Source organism: Microbacterium sp. UMB0228, from assembly GCF_002871415.1.
Lineage (GTDB): Bacteria > Actinomycetota > Actinomycetes > Actinomycetales > Microbacteriaceae > Microbacterium.
On sequence record NZ_PNFU01000002.1, the window covers coordinates 272953 to 291749 of the forward strand.

An 18797-nucleotide genomic window follows, 5' to 3' on the forward strand; every position below is an offset into this window, starting at 1 on the left:
GGCCAGACTGAGGACGTGCAGGGGGACGAGATCGACGCGACGCTCGACGGCGTGGGCCCGCGGTTGCGGTGGCTCCGGAAGCAGCGGGGGATGACGCTGACCGACCTGGCCGACGCCACGGGGATCTCCACGAGCACGCTCTCGCGGTTGGAGACCGGGCAACGCCGACCGAGCCTCGAGCTTCTCCTCCCGCTCGCCCGCGCCCACCGGGTGCCGTTGGACGACCTCGTCGGGGCGCCCGACGTCGGCGATCCGCGCGTGCGATTGAAGCCACGCCGCGTGCACGGCCGGATCGTCGTACCGCTGACCCCGCACGCCGGCCCGGTCCAGGCCTGGAAGATCCTCATCCCGGGGAGCCAGGTGACTCCGCGCCCCCGGGCGCACGAGGGGCGCGAATGGCTCTACGTGCTCAGCGGCACCATGCGGTTGATCCTCGGCACGCGAGATCTGCGCATGGCAGCCGGAGAGGTCGCCGAGTTCGACACGCACGTGCCGCACTGGTTCGGGAGCGCGGACGGAAAGCCCGCCGAGGTGCTCAGCCTGTTCGGCCGACAGGGCGAACGCGTCCACGCGGGCGAGTCGGGCGCGCAGCCCGAGGGATGACGGCGGACGCCGCCGCCTCGGGGGCGATCAGCGGACGAGCTCGGCGATCCAGTCGGTGGCGATGACCGCTTCCCGGCGCTGGAAGTCGCGGAGCGTCGTCATCCCGTCCGGCGCGGGAAGACGGCACTTCTCGAACCAGGCGCCGCCCGCGGCGGACAGGAGGGCGACATGGTCCTCCGTGGTCGATCCGGCGAAGACGGGGTGATCGAGCAGGGGGCCGACCTCGGCCGCGGCGTCCTCGACGCGGAGGTCGAGCAGGTAGAGGAGGGCGTCCTCCCACCCCGCGCCGCGGGCCGCCCACGGCCAGTCGAGCAGCCGTGCGCGGCCGGAGGCCTCGATGAGGATGTTGTCGGCCCGGAGGTCGGCGTGCAGGAGCCGATCGCCCGCGACCGCGGTGCCCACGCGTTCCGCCGCCGTGCGGAGGAGGTCGACGTTCTGCGCGCACCACGGCGTGGTCGTCTCCAGGAGCCCGGCCTCCTCGAGCCGTCGCCAGGATCCGGAGTCGTCGTGCAGCTCGTCGGCGAGGCGGGGAAGCGTGCGCGGCACCTCGGCGGTGGCCAGGGCGGCGACCGCATCCAGGACGTGCGCGGTGTCGGGCGCGGTGGCCGAGCGTTCCGGATGACGACCCTCGACGTCTTCGATGAGAAGCACCGCCCATCCGTCCGCGGTGAAGGCGTCGACGAGGTGCGCGGCGGGGAGGGAGCGGGGGATCGCGCCGAGCACCTCGGCCTCCCGCACGTAGAGCGCGAACGTGCCCTCCGCGGACTCCTGCACCGCCTTGACGAACAGCCGCCGTCCGTCGGCGAAGGTCAGCCGTGAGGCCAGTCCCGCGGAGAAGCCGCCGTCCTGCGACTGCGCCCGGGCCACCGGGGAACCGGCGAACTCCTCGACCCGGGCTCGGAGAGCGGGAGGGAGCTGGGTCCAGTCGAGGCGCGCCATCGCCCCAGCGTAGACGGCGGGCGCTCAGCCCCCGGCCACGCCGACGAGCTCGGCGCTGCGCCGCCAGAGGGCCTCGGCGAGAGCGGGGTCGTTCACCTGCGGGTTCACGCGGGTGCTGAGGACGCGCTCGTCGTAGTAGCCGCCGGAGATCCAGGTCTCGCCCGGCGTGCCTTCGAGGAACCAGCGCAGCGTCGCGCCGCCGCGGTCGCTGCCGATGAGGACGAGGCGGCGCAGCGGGGTGCGGTAGACGAGGCGCATGATGCTCGACGACTCGGCGGCGAAGTTCGTCGCCACGGTGCCGGGGTGGAAGGCCACCGCGCTGAGCCCCTGCGCATGGAACTTCTCGTGCAGGCTCTTCGCCATCAGGACGTTGGCGAGCTTGGCGTCGCCGTAGGCCTTGTTCGGGGAGTACCGGTGGGTGTTGTCGAGGTCGTCGACGTCGAGATGCCCGAACAGGCGGTGAGCGACGCTGGAGGTGTTCACGACCGCGCCGCGGGCGGCGAGCAGCTGCGGGAGCAGGAGGTTCGTCAGCAGGAACGGGGCGAGGTGGTTCACCTGCATCGTCTTCTCGTGCCCGTCGACCGTGGGGGTGCGGACGCCGAAGATGCCGCCGGCGTTGTTGGCCAGCACGTCGATGCCCGCTGCACCCACGGTGTCCGCGAGCTGGGCGGCGAGCGCGCGCACGTCGTCGAGGCGCGCGAAGTCGGCGGTGAACCACTCCGCGCCCGTCTCGTCCGCGACGGCCCGCATCTTGTCGGGCGAACGGCCCACGAGGAGCATGCGGTGCGGGGATCCGGCGAGCTGGCGGGCGGCGGCGGCTCCGATCCCGTCCGAGGCTCCCGTCAGGACGATGGTGCGTGCGGCCACGGCGGCGCTCACTCGGCCGACGGCGTGATGCGGCGGACGGCCCTGGTCACGTGCTCGGCGATCACGGCGCGTGCCTGCTCCGGATCGCCGCTCGCGATGGCGTCGACGATCTGCTGGTGGCTGCGCACGTGCTCCTCCTGCTCGGCGGGGTCGAGGGCGGAGTTGGCCGCTTGGATGAACCCGGCGATCCGGCCGCGGAGCTGGGCGCTGAGCTCGTCGAGGAACCGGTGCTCGGCGAGGTCGGCGAGGGTCTCGTGGAAGAGGCGGTCCTGGCGCAGGACCTCGGCCACATCGCCCGGCGCCGCCGCCGCCATGGCCTGGATGATGGCTTCCAGCCGGGCCGCCGACTCGTCGTTCCACCGCTCCTGCACCCGGATCGCCATGAACTGCTCCAGCACGATCCGCAGGCTCGAGATCTCCTCCAGGTCCTGCGCGCTGAGCTGGGCGACGCGGGCACCGCGGCGGGGCTCCCGGGTGATGAGGCGCTCCTCGGCGAGCCGGGTCAGGGCCTCGCGCACGGGGATGTGGCTGACGCCGAGTCGGTCGGCGAGCTTCCGCTCCACGAGGCGCTCGCCGGGTGCGAGCTCTCCGGAGTGGATCGCCGCCCGGAGCTCGTCCGCGACCTGCTCGGCGATGTTCTGATCCGACACGCTGCGCATCCGGGGCCCTTCTCGATCTCGCGCGGCCCGGTGCTCGTCGAGCGGGGCTCCCTCGCTCGGTCGATGCTATGGCATGCGGCCGGGACTAGACAGGAACCGTGCGGTGCTACATGCTATAGCAAAACCCGAAACCGATGACGAAGGAGTTGTCATGTCCGGCAGAGAGACGCTCGCGCAGGCGCGCGCCGCGGAGGAGGCACGGGGAGCCGCCGCCATGAAGAAGGCGATCTGGAGACTCGGTCCGTTCCTCGGCCTGCTCTACCTCGTCGCCTACATCGACCGGAACAACGCCGGCTTCGCGAAGCTGGAGATGACGGCCGCCCTCCAGATCACCGAGGCCGCGTTCGGCTTCGCGGCGGGCATCTTCTTCATCGGCTACCTGCTGTTCGAGGTGCCGAGCAACCTGCTCCTGGAGAAGTTCGGCGCCCGCAAGTGGATCGCCCGCATCATGATCTCGTGGGGCATCGTCGCGGCGCTGACCGCGTTCGTCCAGGACGCGACGCAGTTCGCGATCGCGCGCTTCATCCTCGGCATCGCGGAGGCCGGGTTCTTCCCCGGCGTGCTGCTCTACCTCACGCTGTGGTTCCCGCGGCAGTACCGCACGCAGGTGCTCGCCGTCTTCGTGCTCTCGAACCCGATCGCCAACGCGGTCGCCGCTCCGCTGTCCGGCTGGATGCTGGAGCTGCACGGGCTGTGGGGTCTGGACGGCTGGCAGCTCGTCTTCCTGCTGCAGGGCATCCCGGCTGTGCTGCTCGCCTTCGTCGTGTTCTTCTGGCTCCCCGACCGCCCGCAGGACGCGCGCTGGCTGACCCCCGCCGAGCAGCGCTGGATCACCGACACGCTCGCCGCCGAGACCCAGGCGACCGAGCAGCGGCACGGGCGCCTGCGGCTGGGCGAGGTGTTCCGCAACGGGCGCCTCTGGACGCTCATCGTGCTCTTCTTCGGCGTCGTGTTCGGTGCCTACGGGCTGGGGATGTGGCTGCCGACGATCGTGAAGAGCATGGGCGACTTCTCGAACGCCACCACCGGCTGGCTCGTGGCGCTGCCCAACCTGTGCGCGGCCCTCGTGATGCTGCCGTGGGAGCGCGCCGCCCGGAAGCAGGGCAACATCCCGCTGCAGATCGGCATCACGCTCAGCATCACCGCCCTGTCGCTCATCGCGGCGGTCGCGGCCCAGGGCACGCCGGTGCTCGCCCTCGCGGCGCTGTGCGTCGGGATGTCGGCGCTCTTCTCGACCACCCCGCTGTTCTGGAGCCTGCCGCCCATGGTGCTCATCGGCACGGCGGCGGCGGCCGGCCTCGCCTTCATCAACTCGGTCGGCAACCTCGCCGGCTTCGCGGGACCCTACGCGATCGGCTGGATCAGCCAGACCACGGGGTCGGCGGTGTGGGGCCTGCTCCTCATCTCGGGGCTCACGCTGCTCGGGGCGACGATCGCCTTCGTGCTCAGCCGCCGGGCGGACTTCACCGTCCCGGCTGCGCTGCGCGACGCGGCAGAGACCGACTCGGCGCGGCGGGAGAGGAGCACATCGTGATCGATGCATCGACGACCGACGGCCCTGTGAACGCCACGGAAGCGGCGGATGGTGCGGAGCGAGTGCGGTCCACCGGCCGCCGCGCGCTCATGGCCGGGCTCGGCGCGGTCGCGCTCGGCACGGCGGGCGCGCTCGCGAGCACGGCACCGGCGCAGGCCGCCCCGGTCGTCGCCGGCGCCAAGGACGTCACGCGAGCGGAGTCCGTCGCCGACCTCGGCCGCCTGCGGGCCCGCGACGGTGAGGTGGCGGTCGTCGCCGGGTACCGGAAGCCCGGCGATGCCGGGCTGCTCGTGTACGTGGGCAGCGAGAACGCGAAGACCACGCCCAACGGCGGCACGGTGATCGCGGGGAAGCACGACACCCGCTGGGTCCTGCAGCATGACGGGACGGTCGACTTCCGCGTCTTCGGCATCACGGGACCGGAGAATCCAGCCGACGACGCGCTCGCCGCGATGGTGAACGATCCCCGCATCCGCCGGATCGAGGCGAGCACGGATCTCCTGTTCCAGCGCCGGCACCGCTTCACCCGGTCGTACGTCGAGATCGACTTCGGCGGACACCTCATCACGACCGACGGCATCGAGAAGAACACGCACGACAACCCGTTCGGCGCCGTGATGTTCTTCACCGGGGTGTCGAAGGACGTGACGGTCGAGCATGCGCTGGCCGAGGCCTGGCCCGAGTTGACCGACGCCGTCGCCGTGCCGGATGCCTCCCGGTTCCCCGTCGATTCCTGGTGGGCCGTGCAGTGCGATCCCGTCGCCGGAGGAGGGGCGGACGAACGTGAGCTGCAGCGGTTCGTGCAGGTGACGCAGCAGATCGACGGCACCCACATCCGCATCGACTACCTCAACGGCTGGCCGCTGGACACGGGGCGAAAGCTCGTCTGGCGGCAGATGGAACCGGTCGCGGGCGTGCGCATCGCGAACATGCGGTTCCTCGGCGCCGGACCCTTCGACGGTCCCGCCGACGGCTCCTTCCCCGACTCCCGTGAGCTCACCGGCTCTCACCCGATCGCCTTCGAGTACGCGATCCACTGCGACGTCGCCGACGTGCACGCGAGCCGCACCTGGTGGCCCGTGATCATGCGGCGCTGGAACACGCACTTCACGACGGAGCGCTGCTCGGTGGAGAACCCGCCGACCGTGTTCTACGGCGGCGCCGGCTACCTGACGCAGCAGATCTACAGCCTCTATGGACGGGTCAGCGACTGCACCTCGTCGAACGCCCGGCACCTGAACGACCTCACCGCCAGCGCGTACTGCCTCGTCGAGAACTGCCACGGCGACGGCGACGATCAGGGCGGCAACCCCTTCACCACGCACGGCCAGTACGAGCACGACCTCACCTTCATCGGCAACTCCGGGCTCATGGACATCGCCAACTCCGGCGCGCAGTGGGGCACGGCCGCCAAGCGCATCACGGTGCGCGACCACGTCTGCTCCTGGTTCGTCGCCGGCACCAAGATCAGCGATCTGACGCTGGAGAACGTGCGGGTCATCGGCCGCTCGACCTTCGATCCGCAGGCGACCATGACCATCAACGCCGACGGCGCCCAGGTGCGCGGGTGCACCGCGGGACTTCTGGCGATCGGACAGCGGTCGCAGCGCTCGTCGCGGCCGACCGTGATCGCGGACTCCACCTTCGCGCTGCCGAAGGACCAGGTGCTCGTGCAGACCCCGGTCACGGCTCCCGTGCGCTTCGTGGACTGCACGATCACGGGGATCGACGGGGTGAAGGCCCGTGGGTCGGGTCCGGTCGAGTTCGTGGACTGCCGCCTCAGCGGCCCGGCGGCGGGTGCGCCCTTCGAGCTCGGCGCCGCCACGGTCACCATCCGCGGCGGTGCCGTGCGCGACGTGCGCCTGACCGCGACCGCGGTGCGCGATCAGCTCGTCGCTCTGGACGGCGTCGAGCTCTCCACGGAGCGGACGGACGGCGCGCTGCTGAGCAGGGCCGCCGGTGCCGGCGTCGTCACCTGGCGGGTGAGTGGCGTGACCTCGACCGTGCCGAAGGGCGCGGCGCACCTCGACATCGGGACCGGCGTCAACCACGCCCGCGTCACCGGCAGCCAGTTCGTCGGCGGAGGACTGCGGCTGGCGGACGGGTTCGCCGAGCCGTCGACGCTGCTGTACAGCGACACCGTCGAACGCGGCGTCGAGACCGCACTGCCGGAGGGCGGACCGCGCGTCGTCATCGCGGACGTGCTGGCGAGCGCATGACGGACGGCATCATGGACATCAGGGAGGACCACGCGTGAACGACACCGCAGCGGCGACGCACCTCGGAGACCGCATCCGCATCCCACGCACGCGGGCGCGCATCGGCGTCGCCCGGCGCGACATCACACCGCCCGTCGGCATCCGCGCCAAGAACTGGGGCCCGGCCGACTGGGAGCGCTCCGAGGGGGCGCACCGGCCGTTCGCGTTGACCGCGCTCGCCGTGGTCGCCGCGGACGAGCGGCCCCGGGTGCTGCTCGCCGTGGACGGCACGTGGTGGCGCCGAGTCGCCGATGAGCAGGGCGTGCGCGGGGCGATCCTCGACGGTCTGGGTCTCGCGCCCGATCAGCTCATGCTCTCGCTCTCGCACACCCACGCCGGGGCCGTGCTGTGCGCCGCGGATGCGCATCTGCCGGGCGGGGAGCTCATCCCCGGGTACCTGGAGGCTCTTGCTGCCGCGGGCATCGCCGCCGGGCGGGAGGCGCTGGAGGCAGCGCGACCGGGACTCATCGAGTGGACCACGGGTACCTGCACCCTCGCGGCGGAGCGGGAGCTCGACCTCGACGGCCGCGCGCTCGTCGGCTACAACCCCCAGGGCACCGCTGACGACACGGTGACCATCGGCCGGATCAGCATCGACGGGGAGGTGCGGGCGACGCTGGTGAACTATGCCTGCCACCCGACGACCCTGGCCTGGCAGCACCGCGAAGTGTCTCCGGACTACGTCGGCGCGATGCGCGAGATCGTGGAGGCGGCAACCGGCGCACCGTGCCTGTTCGTGCAGGGGGCCTCGGGCGAGTTGGCGCCACGGGAGCAGTACACGGGTGACGTCGCGGTGGCCGACCGGCACGGACGCTCACTCGGGCACGCGGTGCTCGCGGCGCTGGACGGGCTCCCGGTACCCGGCGAGGAGCTGACGCTGGACGGGGTCGTCGAGTCGGGGGCGCCGCTCGCGATCTGGACCGGGACCCCGGCGGACGGCGGCGACGGGGCGGCGGGAGTCGTCTCGGCGGTCGAGCTGCCGCTGCGCGACCTGCCCACCCTGGACGAGCTCGCCGAGGAGTGGAAGGACATCGACCCCCGGTCGCGGGAGGAGCGCCTCGGACGGGCGCGGAACCTTCGCGACGGCTACATCGAGGGGCCGACCGTGTCGCATCCGGTGTGGGCGTGGCGGCTCGGAGACGCCGTGATCGTGGGGCATCCGGGCGAGGCGTACTCGCGGCTGCAGACGACCCTGCGGGAGCGGTTCCCGGAGACGCCGATCGTGGTGATGAACCTCACGAACGGCCCGGGGTTCGTGTATCTCCCGACCCGCGAGGCCTACGACCGTGGCGCGTATCAGTCCTGGCAGACCCCCTTGGCTCCCGGTGCCCTGGAGCTCCTGGAGTCCCACGCCGTGTCGGTCGTGGCAGGGTTGCGGGGGTAGTCCCCGTTCGAATCGCCCACTTTGCTCCATTTCCGGCCGAAATCGAACCAGGTGCGCGATTCGAACCGGTGTTGCCCTACCGGTCCCCGACCTCGAGGAGTTCGGGCATGGGTTTGCGCGTGCGTGCGCGCGTCACGAGCCGGTTGCGCACGGAGAGGACGAGCACAACGCCCAGCAGTGCATAGAGGGTGAGGCTGATCGGCCCCTGGACGAGGACGGAGAAGTCGCCGTTCGCGCTCATCGCGGCGTCCCGGAGACTCGTCTCCGCGAGCGGTCCGAGCACCATCCCGATGATCAGCGGCGCTAGAGGGAAGTCGAGCGCGCGCATGAGGAAGCCGAGCAGCCCCACGCCGAGCAGGAGGAGCAGATCGAAGGGCGACCCGGAGGTGGCGTAGATGCCGAGGCCGCAGAACACGGTGATGCCCGCGTACAGGTACGGCCGCGGGATGAGGAGCAGCTTCGCCCACAGCATCGCGAACGGCAGGTTCAGGATGAGCAGAACGACCATGGCGATGAAGAAGCTCGCCAACAACGACCAGACGAGATCGGGGGCGCGGTCGAACAGCAACGGGCCGGGCTGGAGACCGTACTGGCGGAACGCGGCGAGCATGATGGCCGCCGTGGCGGAGATGGGCAGGCCGAGGGCCAGCAGCGCCCCCATGGCCATGCTCGTCGTGGAGTTGCCCGCGGCCTCCGGAGCCGCGAGACCACGGATCGCCCCGCGACCGAACTGGGGAACCTTCCGCCGGGCATCGAGCCGCTTCTCCAGGCCGTACGCGAGGAACGTGGGGATCTCGGACCCTCCGGCCGGGATCACCCCGAACGGAAGGCCGATCGCCGTACCTCGTAGCCACGCGGGTGCGGCTTCCTTGAGCTCTGCGCGACGCAGCCAGGGCCGGCCGGAGGGGGCGATGAGCTTCGAATCCGAGGAGTGCCGCTGGAGGCAGGCGACGTAGATCACCTCGCCGAGAGCGAGCAGCCCCACGGTGACGGTCACGAGCGACACGCCGTCGAAGAGCTGCGGCGAGTCCATCGTGAACCGGGGCGCGCCGGACACGCCGTCGATCCCGATCACCGCGATGCCCAGTCCGAGGAACAGGGCGGTGAGGCCCTTGACCGCGCTGTCGGAGACGACGGTCGAGGTGGCGGCGAAGGCGAAGACGGCCAGGGCGAAGAACTCGGCCGGGCCGAAGCGGCTCGAGAAGTCGGCCAGTGCAGGGGCGAGGAAGACGACGACGATGGAGGCGATGAAGCCGCCGATGAAGGCGCCGATCGCGGCGGTGGCGAGAGCTTGGGCTGCTCGGCCGTTCTTGGCCATCCGATGCCCCTCGAAGGTCGAGGCGATGGCCGAGGCCTGACCCGGCGTGTTCATGAGGATCCCCATCGTGGAATCGCCGAACAGACCGCCGAAGTACACCCCCGCGAACATGATGAACGCGGCTGTCGGGTCGAGGGAGAAGGTGACCGGCAGAAGGAGCGCGACAGCCATGGAGGACCCGAGGCCGGGAAGCACGCCGACGGCGGTGCCGAGCACGCACCCGATGACCACCCACAGCAGGTTCGCCGGAGTCAGAGCGCCGAGGAAGCCCTCGCCGAGCAGCTGGAGAACGTCCATGTCAGAACCCCCCGAGGACGCCGGACGGGAGCGGGAGCCCGAGCAGCATGTCGAATCCGATGTAGGCCGTCGCGCTCACGGTGAGCCCGACGGCGAGCGTCTGCAGCGGCTTGCGCGCGCCGAAGCCCCGGGCGACGCACCAGAACAGGAGACTGGCGGCGATCAGCCAGCCCAGGACGTTCAGGGCGAGCGCGAACACGGCGAAGGAGACGACCACCCACGCCATCGATCGCACGTCGATGCGCACAGCGCGCTCGGCGGTCGGGGCGTCGATCTCGCCGGTCCCCTCGGCGCGAGCGGTCGCCGTGGCGGGCGCGGCCCGGAGTTCGCGCACGGTCCCGACGACGAGAAGCGCCGCGAGGGCATACAGGCCGGCGGCGATGATCGCCGGGAAGAACTGCGGGCCGGGGAACGTGGTCCCCTCCGGCACCCGCATGGTGAGGATGCCGACGAGGAGGTAGGTCGCGAAAGCCACGAGAAGGGCGGGCATCGTGAGACCTTTGAGCACGGTGGCGACGCCGGGCCCCGACACCAGTCGGAGACGGTCTCCGACCACGGCTGAGGCGGACGTGGGATTGGCGGGGAAGGTCATAGTCCCATCTCCTCGTACAGGGCGCGGATGCGGTTCTCCTCGTCGTCGAGGAAGACCTGGAGCTCGTCCCCGGTGATGACGCGCTCCGTCCAGTGGTAGCGGTCGATGGCGTCCTGCCACTCCGGGGTCGCCACGCTGTCGACCACCAGGTCGGTCAGTGCTTCGACGTCGCCGTCGTCCAGGCCCGACGGTGCGGCCAGCATCCTCCAGTTGGAGAGGGAGATGTCGTAGCCCTGCTCGGCCGCGGTGGGGATGTCGATCCCGTCGATGGGTTCCTTCGCGACGAGGGCGAGCGCCCGGAGGCGTCCGGCCTCGATCTGATCGATGTTGTCGGGATAGCCGCCGGCGGCCGCGTTGGCCGTGCCGTTGAGCAGGGCCTGGATGGCTTCGCCGCCCCCGTCGGACGAGATGTAGGTCGTGTCGACCGGATCGATGCCGGCCGAGAGCGCGAGGTCCGTCACCACGAGCTGATCGAACGACCCTCCTCCCGTCCACGGAACGGACTTCGGGTCCTTCGTCCACGCCTCCACGAGGTCGTCGAGCGTCTCGTACGGCGAATCGGCGGCCACGACGATCACGTCGTACTCCTCGACGATCACGGCGAGGGGAGTGACGTCTTCCAGCGTGGCGGCCGAGCCGAACTGGATCGTCGCCGCCAGCAGGCCGGTACCCCCCACGAGGAGGTTGTTCGGCTGACCGCTGAGGACGGACACATTACCGAGCGCGATCGTCCCTCCGGCGCCGGGCATGTTGACGACCTGAACGTTGTTGACGAGTCCGTTGGCCTTCTGCGCCTGCTGCAGCTCGCGGGCCACGCCGTCCCAGCCGCCACCCGCGGCGGCGGGGGCGATGATCGTCATCGAGGCGTTGATCTCCTGACCGCTCGCCGCCGAGGTGATCGACCCGATGGCCGCGACGGTGACGGCGGCGACCGTGATCGCGCCCCCGATGACACGACCGACGACCTGTCGCGCGGCACCCGGACTGCGCGGACCGGCCGGTCTAGTGAGATGCTTCATTGCTGCTCCCTTCGCGCGGACGCCGTCGTCGCCGCGGGACTGACCTAGGCTGACATCACGGGCACGCACGCGGGGTGTCGAGGCGAATTGTTCTCATAAACCCACGCGCGGCGCGCCGCGGCCCGTCTGGACCCGATCGCGAGGAGGCGACCGACCATGGCCCTGTCCCCGAGCCCGCGCGTCATCCGGCTCACGCTGCTCGTGCTCCCGTCGCTGATCACCCTGTCGTCCCTGTGGATCACGGTCGCGGTGGCGCTGTCGGCGCAGGCCGGCAGCATCAGAGACGCCACCGTCGACCGGGTGCAGGGGGTGGCGTCGAGCCTCGCCGAGCTTCCGGACGTGCGGGCGACTGTGGAGGCGGCATCGGCCGCCGGCACGCCCGACGACCTCGCGGATGCCGCCGACCTGGCGCCGGCGACGGCGCAGCTGCAGCCGGTTGCCGAGTTGATCGCCCGTGCGGCCGACGTGTACTACGTGGTCATCACGGACGACGAAGGGGTGCGGATCACTCACCCTCTCGCGTCCGAACGCGGTGTGCAGGTCGCGACCACGAATCGCTCCGTCCTGGAGGGGACACCGTTCCTCGGAACCGAGACCGGACCCTCCGGCCCGGCGCTGCGGGCCAAGATCCCGGTACGGGATGACGCGGGCGCCGTCGTCGGAATGGTGGCAGTCGGGGTCCGCGAGGCCGACATCGCAGCGAGACGGGAAGAAGCGCTCGAAGACCTGTTGCCCTGGGGCATCGGTGCGCTGATCGTGGCCACGATGGCCAGCTCCTTCCTCACGGCCGCCGTCGAACGGCGCTTCCGCCGACTCGACGGACTCGCGCTGGAGCATGCGCAGATGAGTCGCACGACCGCGGCCTTGAAGGAGCAGTCGCACGAGTTCACCACCCGGCTCCACGTGATCCACGGGCTGGTCTCGCGAGGAGACGCCCCGACGGCGCTCTCGTACATCGAGGACGTCGTCCCGGTTGGCGTTCCGCGGCCCGACACGGGCGGGAGTGTCGCGAGCGGCGACGCCGTCCGTGATGCGGCCGTGCACGCGATCCGTGCGGACCTGCTCGACCTCGGCGCCCAGGTCGAGTTCGACCTCGACACGAGGACCGGCTTCGATGACGAGCTGGTGTCGGTGCTGGCGAACCTCTGTCGCAATGCGGGCGAGGCGGGAGCCACCCGGGTGCGCTGCACGCTGCGAGAGTACGGCGGTCGCCTTCAAGGGGCCGTGGAGGACGACGGGCCAGGGGTCGATCCGCGCCTGGCCCCACGGATATTCCTGTCCGGGTACTCCTCCAAAGCCGGATCGCGCCGGTCGGGAGTGGGCCTCGCGCTGGTGCGCCGGATCCTCCACTCCCGCGACGGCATGATCGAGGTCGGGTCGTCGCCGTGGGGCGGAGCACGATTCTCGTTCGAGATGGCGGGCACGCGATGACGGCGCCGATCCGCGTCCTCATCGTCGACGACGACCGCGGGGCCCGCGCGCTGCACGGGGCGTTCGTGGCGGAGACACCCGGGTTCGTCGTCGGGGGAACCGCGGCCACGGGCGAGGAGGCGTCTGCACAGGGCTCTCGCGGCTTCGATCTGATCCTGCTGGACATGCGTCTTCCGGACATCAGCGGTGTCGAGGTCCTCCACCGACTCCGGACGCTCGGGGAATCCGGTCCGGACGTCCTGGTCATCAGCTCCTCGCCGGACAGGACGACCGTGCGGCAGGCGATGTCCGCCCATGTGATCGGCTACCTGCTGAAGCCGTTCACTCAGGAGGCACTGCAGGAACGCCTGGAGCGCTACCGTGCGAACCGTCGCTCGGGAGGGGACCCGGGGCGGGAGAGCCCCCTGGGGCAGAGCGAGATCGACCGGCTCCTGGCCACCGGGGGGATCGAGGTGGGCGGGCGTGCCGTCCGCACGCCGTCGCCGCACACGCCGGCGCTCGGGGGAGCGGCTCGGCTGCCGAAGGGACTGGCCGAGCCGACCCTCGCGCGCGTGGTCGCCGCTCTCGACCCTGTGGACGCGCGTTCCGCACGGCAGATCGCCGCCGCCTGCGCGCTGTCGCCGGGCACGACGCACCGGTACCTCTGCTACCTCCTCGATGCCGGGGTGCTCGACGTCGCCCACCGCTACGGTCGGCGTGGTCGCCCGGAGATCATGTACCGGATCGTTCCCTCAGGGCCTGCCGGAGTGTGCTGACGGCAACTCTCCCCTACTATTGCTATAGCAAATCCCCGAGGTAGAGGAGAGACATGACCGCGCGCCCCGTCGCCATCGTCACCGGAGGCTCGGCCGGCATCGGCTGGGAGATCGGACAGCGGCTCTCTGCGGACGGGTATCTCGTCGTCGCGACCGACCGCGTCCCCGGGCTCACCGTGGGCGAGAACCCCGCCGGGATCCTGTGGCGGGAGCTCGACGTCACCGACCACGCCGCCGTCGATCGGGTCTTCGGCGAGATCGAGGCGGAGCTCGGGCCCATCGAGGTGCTCGTGAACAACGCCGGCATCCAGCGGCATCGCGGGATCGAAGACCTCACGTGGGATGAGTGGTCCGCGGTCGTGGACGTGAACCTGCACGGGGTGTTCTCCGCGCTCCAGGCCGCAGGGAAGCGGATGCTCGCCCGGGGTGAGGGCCGCATCGTCAACATCTCCTCCATCTCCTCGCGAGGCTCCGCGGGGCGGGCGCCGTATGCCACGACCAAGGCCGCCGTCATCGGACTCACTTCGACGGCCGGAGCGGAGTGGGCGGCGCGCGGTGTCCGTGTCAACGCTGTCGCCCCGGGCTATGTCGACACCGGGGTGTTCCGGCAGGGCGTCGAGCAAGGGACGCTGAGCCTGGACACGATCCTGTCCCGTATCCCCGCGAAGCGCCTGGCCGACGCGAGTGAGATCGCCGCGGCCGTGAGCTTCCTCGTGTCCGACCAGTCGCGCTACATGAACGGGCAGACCCTGTACGTCGACGGCGGGTTCATGGTGGACTACGGCGTGCCCCTCGCGAAGAAGCCCGAATGACCGCCGTCGCCCGGATCGACACGGCCACGGCGGTCCTGCCCCTTCCGGCACCGCTGCAGCTCGGTGCGATGACGGTCACGCGGCGGGAGTACTCCGCGGTGCAGGTGACGGCGGACGACGGCACCACCGGGGTCGCCTACTGCCTGTCGCGCGAGGCCCCGATGGCGGAGATCGTCGACCGCTTGGTGGCCTCGCACGCGGTGGGGCTCGACGCCGACGACCCGGCGGCCGCGTGGGACCGGATGCTCCGCGGCAGCGCGATCGTCGGACGGGTGGGACTCGTGCGGCGGGCGATCGGTCTCGTCGACATCGCCCTGTGGGACATCGCGTCCCGTCGCGCCGGCGTGCCGCTGTGGACCCTGCTCGGCACCGGTGACGCCCCGCGGGAGGGGATGCTCGTCGCCGCGTATCCGTCTCCGCAGCGCACGCCGCGGGAGGTCGCGGACGAGGTGCTCGCGCAGGCGGAGGGCTGGGCGCAGGTGAAGATCTCGCGCATTCCCGATCCGGCATACATGCGCGAACTCCTCGCTATCCTCGGCGCGGAGCTGCCGTCATCGACCGGACTCGTCGTGGACGTGGGCTTCGGCTGGCCCGACGCGGAGGCCGCCGTGGCGGAGGTCGCGCAGTGGGGCGAGCCGCGCCTGGCCTGGCTGGAGGATCCGCTGCTCCCCGAGGACGCGGCCGGTGTCGCCCGCATCCGCCGGGAGACCGGACTGCCGGTGGCGGTGGGCGACGAGGTGACCGACCCCGCCGTGCTCCGGGCTCTCGTCGAGGTCGGCGAGGTCGACGCGCTGCGCCTCGACGTCGTGGCGATCGGCGGCATCACGCCCGCGCGCGAGCTCATCGCCTGGGCGGCGGAGCGCGGCGTCCCGGTGTCTGGACACGTGTACCCCGAGGTCACGGCCCACCTCGGCATCCAGGTGGAGACCTTCGCCCGCGGGGTGAATCCCTACGACCCCGCGCCCTCGTTCGTCACGGGCGGGCCGCAGTTCGCCGGCACCGTCACGCCCCCCACGGCTCCGGGGCTCGGCTTCGGCCTCGATCCCGCCGTCTTCCGTTTCGAGAGGGACTGACATGACACCTTCCCCGCGCAGCGTCGTGGTCACCGGTAGCGGCAAGGGCATCGGCCGCGCGGTGGCCGCGCGGCTCACCGCCGACGGCTGGATCGTGGTCGGGCTCGAACGCTCTCCCGGCTCCGGGACCGTGGAGGAGGGCATCGTCGCCGAGGTCGTGCTCGGCGACGCCTCCGACCGCACGGCCCACGAGCGTGTCGCCGCCGCCGCGCGCGCGAGGGCTCCGCTGGCCGGTTGGGTCAACAACGCCGGCATCACGAAGCGCACGCCGCTGCACGAGCTCGACGAGACGGTCGTGCGCGAGATCGTCGACATCAACGGCTTCGGGTACCTCTGGGGCTGCTCGACAGCCGTGTCCGCGTTCCTCGATCAGGGCGTCGCGGGGGCGATCGTGAACATCGGCTCGATCCACGGGCGGTCGAGCTTCGTGGACCACGCGGCCTACGAGTTCACCAAGGGCGGCATCGACGCCCTGAGCCGCAGTGTCGCCGTGACATATGGCGGAGTGGGCATACGGGCCAACACCGTCGCACCAGGCGGCGTGCGCACTCCGCATCTGGAGGCGCAGATCGCGCGGGCGGCCGACCCTGCGGCGGAGGAGCGCCTGCTCGCGGAGGGTCCGCCGATGGGACGCATCGCCCGTGCGGAGGAGGTCGCCGCGGTGACGGCGTTCCTGCTCTCCGACGAGGCCCCCTACCTCTCGGGGCAGTCCATCGCGGTCGACGGAGCGTGGACGGCGTCGTTCGGGGACATCACGCTCGACCCCGCGCTGCGGGAGCGGTTCGAGGCGCCCCCGGCTTCCTGAGCCTCCGCCACGCCGATGTCCCCGGTCCGTGCGACGATCCGCTCGTCGACGGGAGAACGGGATGCGCGGGGAAGCGACGGTTCTGCACGCCGATCTCGATGCGTTCTACGCCTCGGTCGAGCAGCGTGATGCGCCGGAGCTCCGCGGGCGTCCGGTGATCGTCGGCGGCGGGGTCGTGCTGGCCGCGAGCTACGAGGCGAAAGCGCGGGGCGTCCGCACCGCGATGGGCGGCCGGCAGGCGCGGGAGCTGTGCCCCGACGCCGTCGTCGTGCCGCCGCGGATGGAGGCCTACTCCGCGGCCAGTAAAGATGTCTTCCGCATCTTCCGCGACACCACCCCGCTCGTGGAAGGGCTCTCCATCGACGAGGCGTTCCTCGAGGTCGGCGGGCTGCGACGCATCGCCGGCAGTCCCGAGGCCATCGCCGTCCGGCTGCGGGAGCGCGTGCGCGCCGAGGCGGGCCTCGCGATCTCGGTCGGCGTCGCCCGCACGAAGTTCCTCGCGAAGGTCGCGAGTGCGGTGAGCAAACCCGACGGACTCCTCGTCGTCGAGCCCGACCGGGAGGAGGAGTTCCTCCTGCCGCTCCCCGTCGAGCGGCTGTGGGGCGTCGGCGCGGTGACGGCGGAGAAGCTGCACCGTTACGGCATCCGCACGGTCGGACAGCTCGCGGAGCTCGAGGCCGCGACGGCGGAGCGCATGCTCGGAAAGGCGACCGGAGCGCATGTCCATGCTCTCGCCCGCCTGCGGGACCCCCGCCCCGTGGACACGACCAGGCGCCGGGGATCGATCGGGTCGCAGCGGGCGCTCGGCGTCCGTCCGCGGTCGCCGGAAGAGCTCGACGTCATCCTCACCCAGATCGTGGACCGGCTCGCGCGGCGTCTCCGCGACGGTGACCGCGTGTGCCGGACAGTGGTGCTGCGGCTGCGCTTCGGCGACTTCGCGAAGGCCACCCGTTCGCGGTCGCTCCGCGCGCCGACCGACCGCACCGCCGTGCTGCTCGCCGTCGCCCGCACGCTTCTCGCCGCGGCGCAGCCCGAGATCAGTGGTCGCGGGATCACCCTGCTCGGCCTCTCGCTCACCCAGCTCGACGCGGCGGACAGCGTCCCGCCCGAGCTGCCGATCGACTGGGGCGACGAGTCTCGCCTCGACACCGTGCTCGACACGCTCCGCGACCGTTACGGCTCCGCCTCGGTCTCCCGCGCCGCCCAGCTCGGCCGCGACCCCGGTTGGTCGTCTCCCGTGCTTCCGGAGCACCACTGACCCCTTTCGAATCGCTTGAGTGGTCCCATTTCGGCCGGAAATACAGCCATTCGGGCGATTCGAAGCTGGTCAGGCCTTGAGCATCGACGCCCGCGAGATCACGCCGTCGACCACGTCGAACGTCGCGATCGTCTCCGTCGCGACGCCGGCGTTGATGACCCGCTCCTGCGCGACGACCCAGCGGGAGCCGAACAGGACGCTCGTGTCGATCACGCAGGAGAGCTCCGGGTTCTGCAGCCGCGGCTCGTAGAAGGCGCGGATCGCGGCCGACCCGACGAGGGGTTCCGGCGCGACCCCGGTGACCACGGCATCGTCGGCATAGGTCGCGACGAAGGCGTCGAGGTCGTGGACGTTGAAGGCGTCGAGCTGCGCCTGCACGGTGTCGAGGGCAGAACGGTCCTGGGCGGTGCGGTCAGTCAATGCGAACTCCTCCGTTGACGTCGTAGGTGGCTCCGGTGATGAAGCGGGCCCGCTCCGAGGCGAGCGACGCGATGATCCAGGCGACGTCCTCCGGCTGCCCGAACGCACCGAGCGGGATGCCCGACTCGAGCTTCGCGCGGCCCTCGCCCTGGAGCTGATCCGTGATCGCGCTGGCGACCGGGCCGGGTGTGACGGCGTTGACCCGGATGCCCTCGGCGGCGAGGTGCCGGGCGAAACTGCGGGTGATCGCGAGGATCGCCCCCTTGCTGGCCGCGTAGTGGATGCCCGTCTGCAGCGCGCCGACCTGCCCGGCGATCGAGGCGATGTTGATGACCGAGCGGTCGCCGCCCGCGGCCCGGAGCAGGGGGAGCGCCGCGCGGGTGAGCAGGAAGGTGCCGCGGGCGTTCGTCTCCAGGACGAAGTCCCACTCCTCGATGTCGATCTCGGGGTACGGGGTGTAGGGGCACACCCCGCCGTTGTTGATGAGGACGTGCAGGTCGCCCCAGGCGTCCGTGATCTCGGCGATGAGCGCGGCGATGGAATCGGGGTCGCGGAGGTCGAGGCGCGACACGTGGACCTCCGGGGAGCCCGCGGCGCGGCACTCCTCCGCCACGCGTGCGGCTTCGGCCTCCCGCCCGGCGTAGGTGATCCAGAGGGCGACGCCCTCGCGGGCGAGTTCGAGGGCGGCGGCGGTTCCGATGCCGGAACTGGCGCCCGTGACGAGTGCGCGGCGAACAGTCATGACTAAACGCTATAGCAAGAACCAGCTCTCC

18 protein-coding genes are annotated in these 18797 nt (G+C 71.4%); 10 read left to right on the forward strand and 8 right to left on the reverse strand.

The window, feature by feature from the left end; all coding sequences use genetic code 11:
• Positions 1-15: 15 nt before the first annotated feature.
• Positions 16-603, forward strand: coding sequence for a helix-turn-helix domain-containing protein (locus CJ226_RS05455; RefSeq protein WP_257996528.1), 588 nt, complete (start codon positions 16-18; stop codon positions 601-603).
• A 27-nt stretch (positions 604-630) separates the two neighbouring features.
• Here CJ226_RS05455 and CJ226_RS05460 read toward each other — a convergent pair whose 3' ends face one another.
• The 3 genes from CJ226_RS05460 to CJ226_RS05470 are packed head-to-tail and all read right to left on the reverse strand — an operon-like array spanning position 631 to position 3068.
• Entirely contained in the window at positions 631-1542 is a 912-nt protein-coding gene (locus tag CJ226_RS05460; RefSeq protein WP_102208556.1) for a phosphotransferase, read from the reverse strand.
• 24 nt (positions 1543-1566) lie between these two features.
• The gene (locus CJ226_RS05465) at positions 1567-2409 is read right to left on the reverse strand and encodes an SDR family NAD(P)-dependent oxidoreductase (RefSeq protein ID WP_102208557.1); all 843 of its coding nucleotides are present in this window, start codon (positions 2407-2409) and stop codon (positions 1567-1569) included.
• An 8-nt stretch (positions 2410-2417) separates the two neighbouring features.
• Positions 2418-3068, reverse strand: a complete 651-nt coding sequence (locus tag CJ226_RS05470) for a GntR family transcriptional regulator (RefSeq protein WP_102208558.1) — start codon at positions 3066-3068, stop codon at positions 2418-2420.
• Between the two features lie 151 nt (positions 3069-3219).
• On the opposite strand from CJ226_RS05470, the gene CJ226_RS05475 reads away from it, so the two are divergent.
• The 3 genes from CJ226_RS05475 to CJ226_RS05485 are packed head-to-tail and all read left to right on the forward strand — an operon-like array spanning position 3220 to position 8244.
• Positions 3220-4602: an MFS transporter gene (locus CJ226_RS05475; RefSeq protein WP_102208559.1), complete on the forward strand. Its 1383-nt coding sequence runs from the start codon at positions 3220-3222 to the stop codon at positions 4600-4602.
• A complete protein-coding gene (locus CJ226_RS05480) occupies positions 4599-6821 on the forward strand; it encodes a peptidase C14 (RefSeq protein WP_257996529.1) in 2223 nt (740 codons plus the stop codon). The genes CJ226_RS05475 and CJ226_RS05480 overlap by 4 nt, the downstream gene beginning before the upstream one ends.
• A gap of 34 nt (positions 6822-6855) precedes the next feature.
• The gene (locus CJ226_RS05485) at positions 6856-8244 is read left to right on the forward strand and encodes a hypothetical protein (protein WP_102208560.1); all 1389 of its coding nucleotides are present in this window, start codon (positions 6856-6858) and stop codon (positions 8242-8244) included.
• A gap of 76 nt (positions 8245-8320) precedes the next feature.
• On the opposite strand, the gene CJ226_RS05490 is transcribed toward CJ226_RS05485, so the two are convergent.
• The 3 genes from CJ226_RS05490 to CJ226_RS05500 are packed head-to-tail and all read right to left on the reverse strand — an operon-like array spanning position 8321 to position 11470.
• Positions 8321-9859: a tripartite tricarboxylate transporter permease gene (locus CJ226_RS05490; protein WP_062633319.1), complete on the reverse strand. Its 1539-nt coding sequence runs from the start codon at positions 9857-9859 to the stop codon at positions 8321-8323.
• A gap of 1 nt (position 9860) precedes the next feature.
• Positions 9861-10451, reverse strand: a complete 591-nt coding sequence (locus tag CJ226_RS05495; protein ID WP_062633317.1) for a tripartite tricarboxylate transporter TctB family protein — start codon at positions 10449-10451, stop codon at positions 9861-9863.
• A complete protein-coding gene (locus tag CJ226_RS05500) occupies positions 10448-11470 on the reverse strand; it encodes a tripartite tricarboxylate transporter substrate binding protein (protein WP_102208561.1) in 1023 nt (340 codons plus the stop codon). The genes CJ226_RS05495 and CJ226_RS05500 overlap by 4 nt, the downstream gene beginning before the upstream one ends.
• A gap of 156 nt (positions 11471-11626) precedes the next feature.
• Here CJ226_RS05500 and CJ226_RS05505 point away from each other — a divergent pair, with 156 nt between their 5' ends.
• The 6 genes from CJ226_RS05505 to dinB all read left to right on the forward strand — a co-directional run bounded on the left by CJ226_RS05505 (position 11627) and on the right by dinB (position 17604).
• The gene (locus CJ226_RS05505) at positions 11627-12901 is read left to right on the forward strand and encodes an ATP-binding protein (protein ID WP_102208562.1); all 1275 of its coding nucleotides are present in this window, start codon (positions 11627-11629) and stop codon (positions 12899-12901) included.
• The gene (locus CJ226_RS05510; protein ID WP_102208563.1) at positions 12898-13656 is read left to right on the forward strand and encodes a response regulator; all 759 of its coding nucleotides are present in this window, start codon (positions 12898-12900) and stop codon (positions 13654-13656) included. The genes CJ226_RS05505 and CJ226_RS05510 overlap by 4 nt, the downstream gene beginning before the upstream one ends.
• Positions 13657-13709: 53 nt before the next feature.
• Complete coding sequence (locus CJ226_RS05515; RefSeq protein WP_102208564.1) at positions 13710-14468, forward strand: SDR family NAD(P)-dependent oxidoreductase; 759 nt, start codon at positions 13710-13712, stop codon at positions 14466-14468.
• Positions 14465-15541 carry an enolase C-terminal domain-like protein gene (locus CJ226_RS05520; RefSeq protein ID WP_102208565.1) on the forward strand — a complete coding sequence of 359 codons (1077 nt, stop codon included), beginning with the start codon at positions 14465-14467 and terminating at the stop codon, positions 15539-15541. The genes CJ226_RS05515 and CJ226_RS05520 overlap by 4 nt, the downstream gene beginning before the upstream one ends.
• A 1-nt stretch (position 15542) precedes the next feature.
• Positions 15543-16346: an SDR family NAD(P)-dependent oxidoreductase gene (locus CJ226_RS05525; protein WP_102208566.1), complete on the forward strand. Its 804-nt coding sequence runs from the start codon at positions 15543-15545 to the stop codon at positions 16344-16346.
• A 61-nt stretch (positions 16347-16407) separates the two neighbouring features.
• Positions 16408-17604 (forward strand): DNA polymerase IV, encoded by a 1197-nt coding sequence (gene dinB / locus CJ226_RS05530; protein ID WP_102208567.1) that lies wholly within the window; start codon positions 16408-16410, stop codon positions 17602-17604.
• A gap of 69 nt (positions 17605-17673) precedes the next feature.
• Here the strand turns inward: dinB and CJ226_RS05535 are convergent, their stop codons facing one another.
• Together CJ226_RS05535 and CJ226_RS05540 are read right to left on the reverse strand one after the other, a co-directional pair.
• Positions 17674-18024 (reverse strand): nuclear transport factor 2 family protein, encoded by a 351-nt coding sequence (locus tag CJ226_RS05535; protein WP_102208568.1) that lies wholly within the window; start codon positions 18022-18024, stop codon positions 17674-17676.
• Positions 18017-18766, reverse strand: a complete 750-nt coding sequence (locus tag CJ226_RS05540) for an SDR family NAD(P)-dependent oxidoreductase (RefSeq protein WP_102208569.1) — start codon at positions 18764-18766, stop codon at positions 18017-18019. The genes CJ226_RS05535 and CJ226_RS05540 overlap by 8 nt, the downstream gene beginning before the upstream one ends.
• Positions 18767-18797: the final 31 nt, after the last annotated feature.

Bases quoted from the DNA above. Each gene is read 5' to 3' on its own strand.
- CJ226_RS05525 (WP_102208566.1), top strand. From the start codon at position 15,543: ATGACACCTTCCCCGCGCAGCGTCGTGGTCACCGGTAGCGGCAAGGGC.
- CJ226_RS05495 (WP_062633317.1), bottom strand. From the start codon at position 10,451: ATGACCTTCCCCGCCAATCCCACGTCCGCCTCAGCCGTGGTCGGAGAC.
- CJ226_RS05520 (WP_102208565.1), top strand. From the start codon at position 14,465: ATGACCGCCGTCGCCCGGATCGACACGGCCACGGCGGTCCTGCCCCTT.
- CJ226_RS05490 (WP_062633319.1), bottom strand. From the start codon at position 9,859: ATGGACGTTCTCCAGCTGCTCGGCGAGGGCTTCCTCGGCGCTCTGACT.
- CJ226_RS05540 (WP_102208569.1), bottom strand. From the start codon at position 18,766: ATGACTGTTCGCCGCGCACTCGTCACGGGCGCCAGTTCCGGCATCGGA.
- CJ226_RS05510 (WP_102208563.1), top strand. From the start codon at position 12,898: ATGACGGCGCCGATCCGCGTCCTCATCGTCGACGACGACCGCGGGGCC.
- CJ226_RS05460 (WP_102208556.1), bottom strand. From the start codon at position 1,542: ATGGCGCGCCTCGACTGGACCCAGCTCCCTCCCGCTCTCCGAGCCCGG.
- dinB (WP_102208567.1), top strand. From the start codon at position 16,408: ATGCGCGGGGAAGCGACGGTTCTGCACGCCGATCTCGATGCGTTCTAC.
- CJ226_RS05500 (WP_102208561.1), bottom strand. From the start codon at position 11,470: ATGAAGCATCTCACTAGACCGGCCGGTCCGCGCAGTCCGGGTGCCGCG.
- CJ226_RS05505 (WP_102208562.1), top strand. From the start codon at position 11,627: ATGGCCCTGTCCCCGAGCCCGCGCGTCATCCGGCTCACGCTGCTCGTG.
- CJ226_RS05475 (WP_102208559.1), top strand. From the start codon at position 3,220: ATGTCCGGCAGAGAGACGCTCGCGCAGGCGCGCGCCGCGGAGGAGGCA.
- CJ226_RS05470 (WP_102208558.1), bottom strand. From the start codon at position 3,068: ATGCGCAGCGTGTCGGATCAGAACATCGCCGAGCAGGTCGCGGACGAG.
- CJ226_RS05515 (WP_102208564.1), top strand. From the start codon at position 13,710: ATGACCGCGCGCCCCGTCGCCATCGTCACCGGAGGCTCGGCCGGCATC.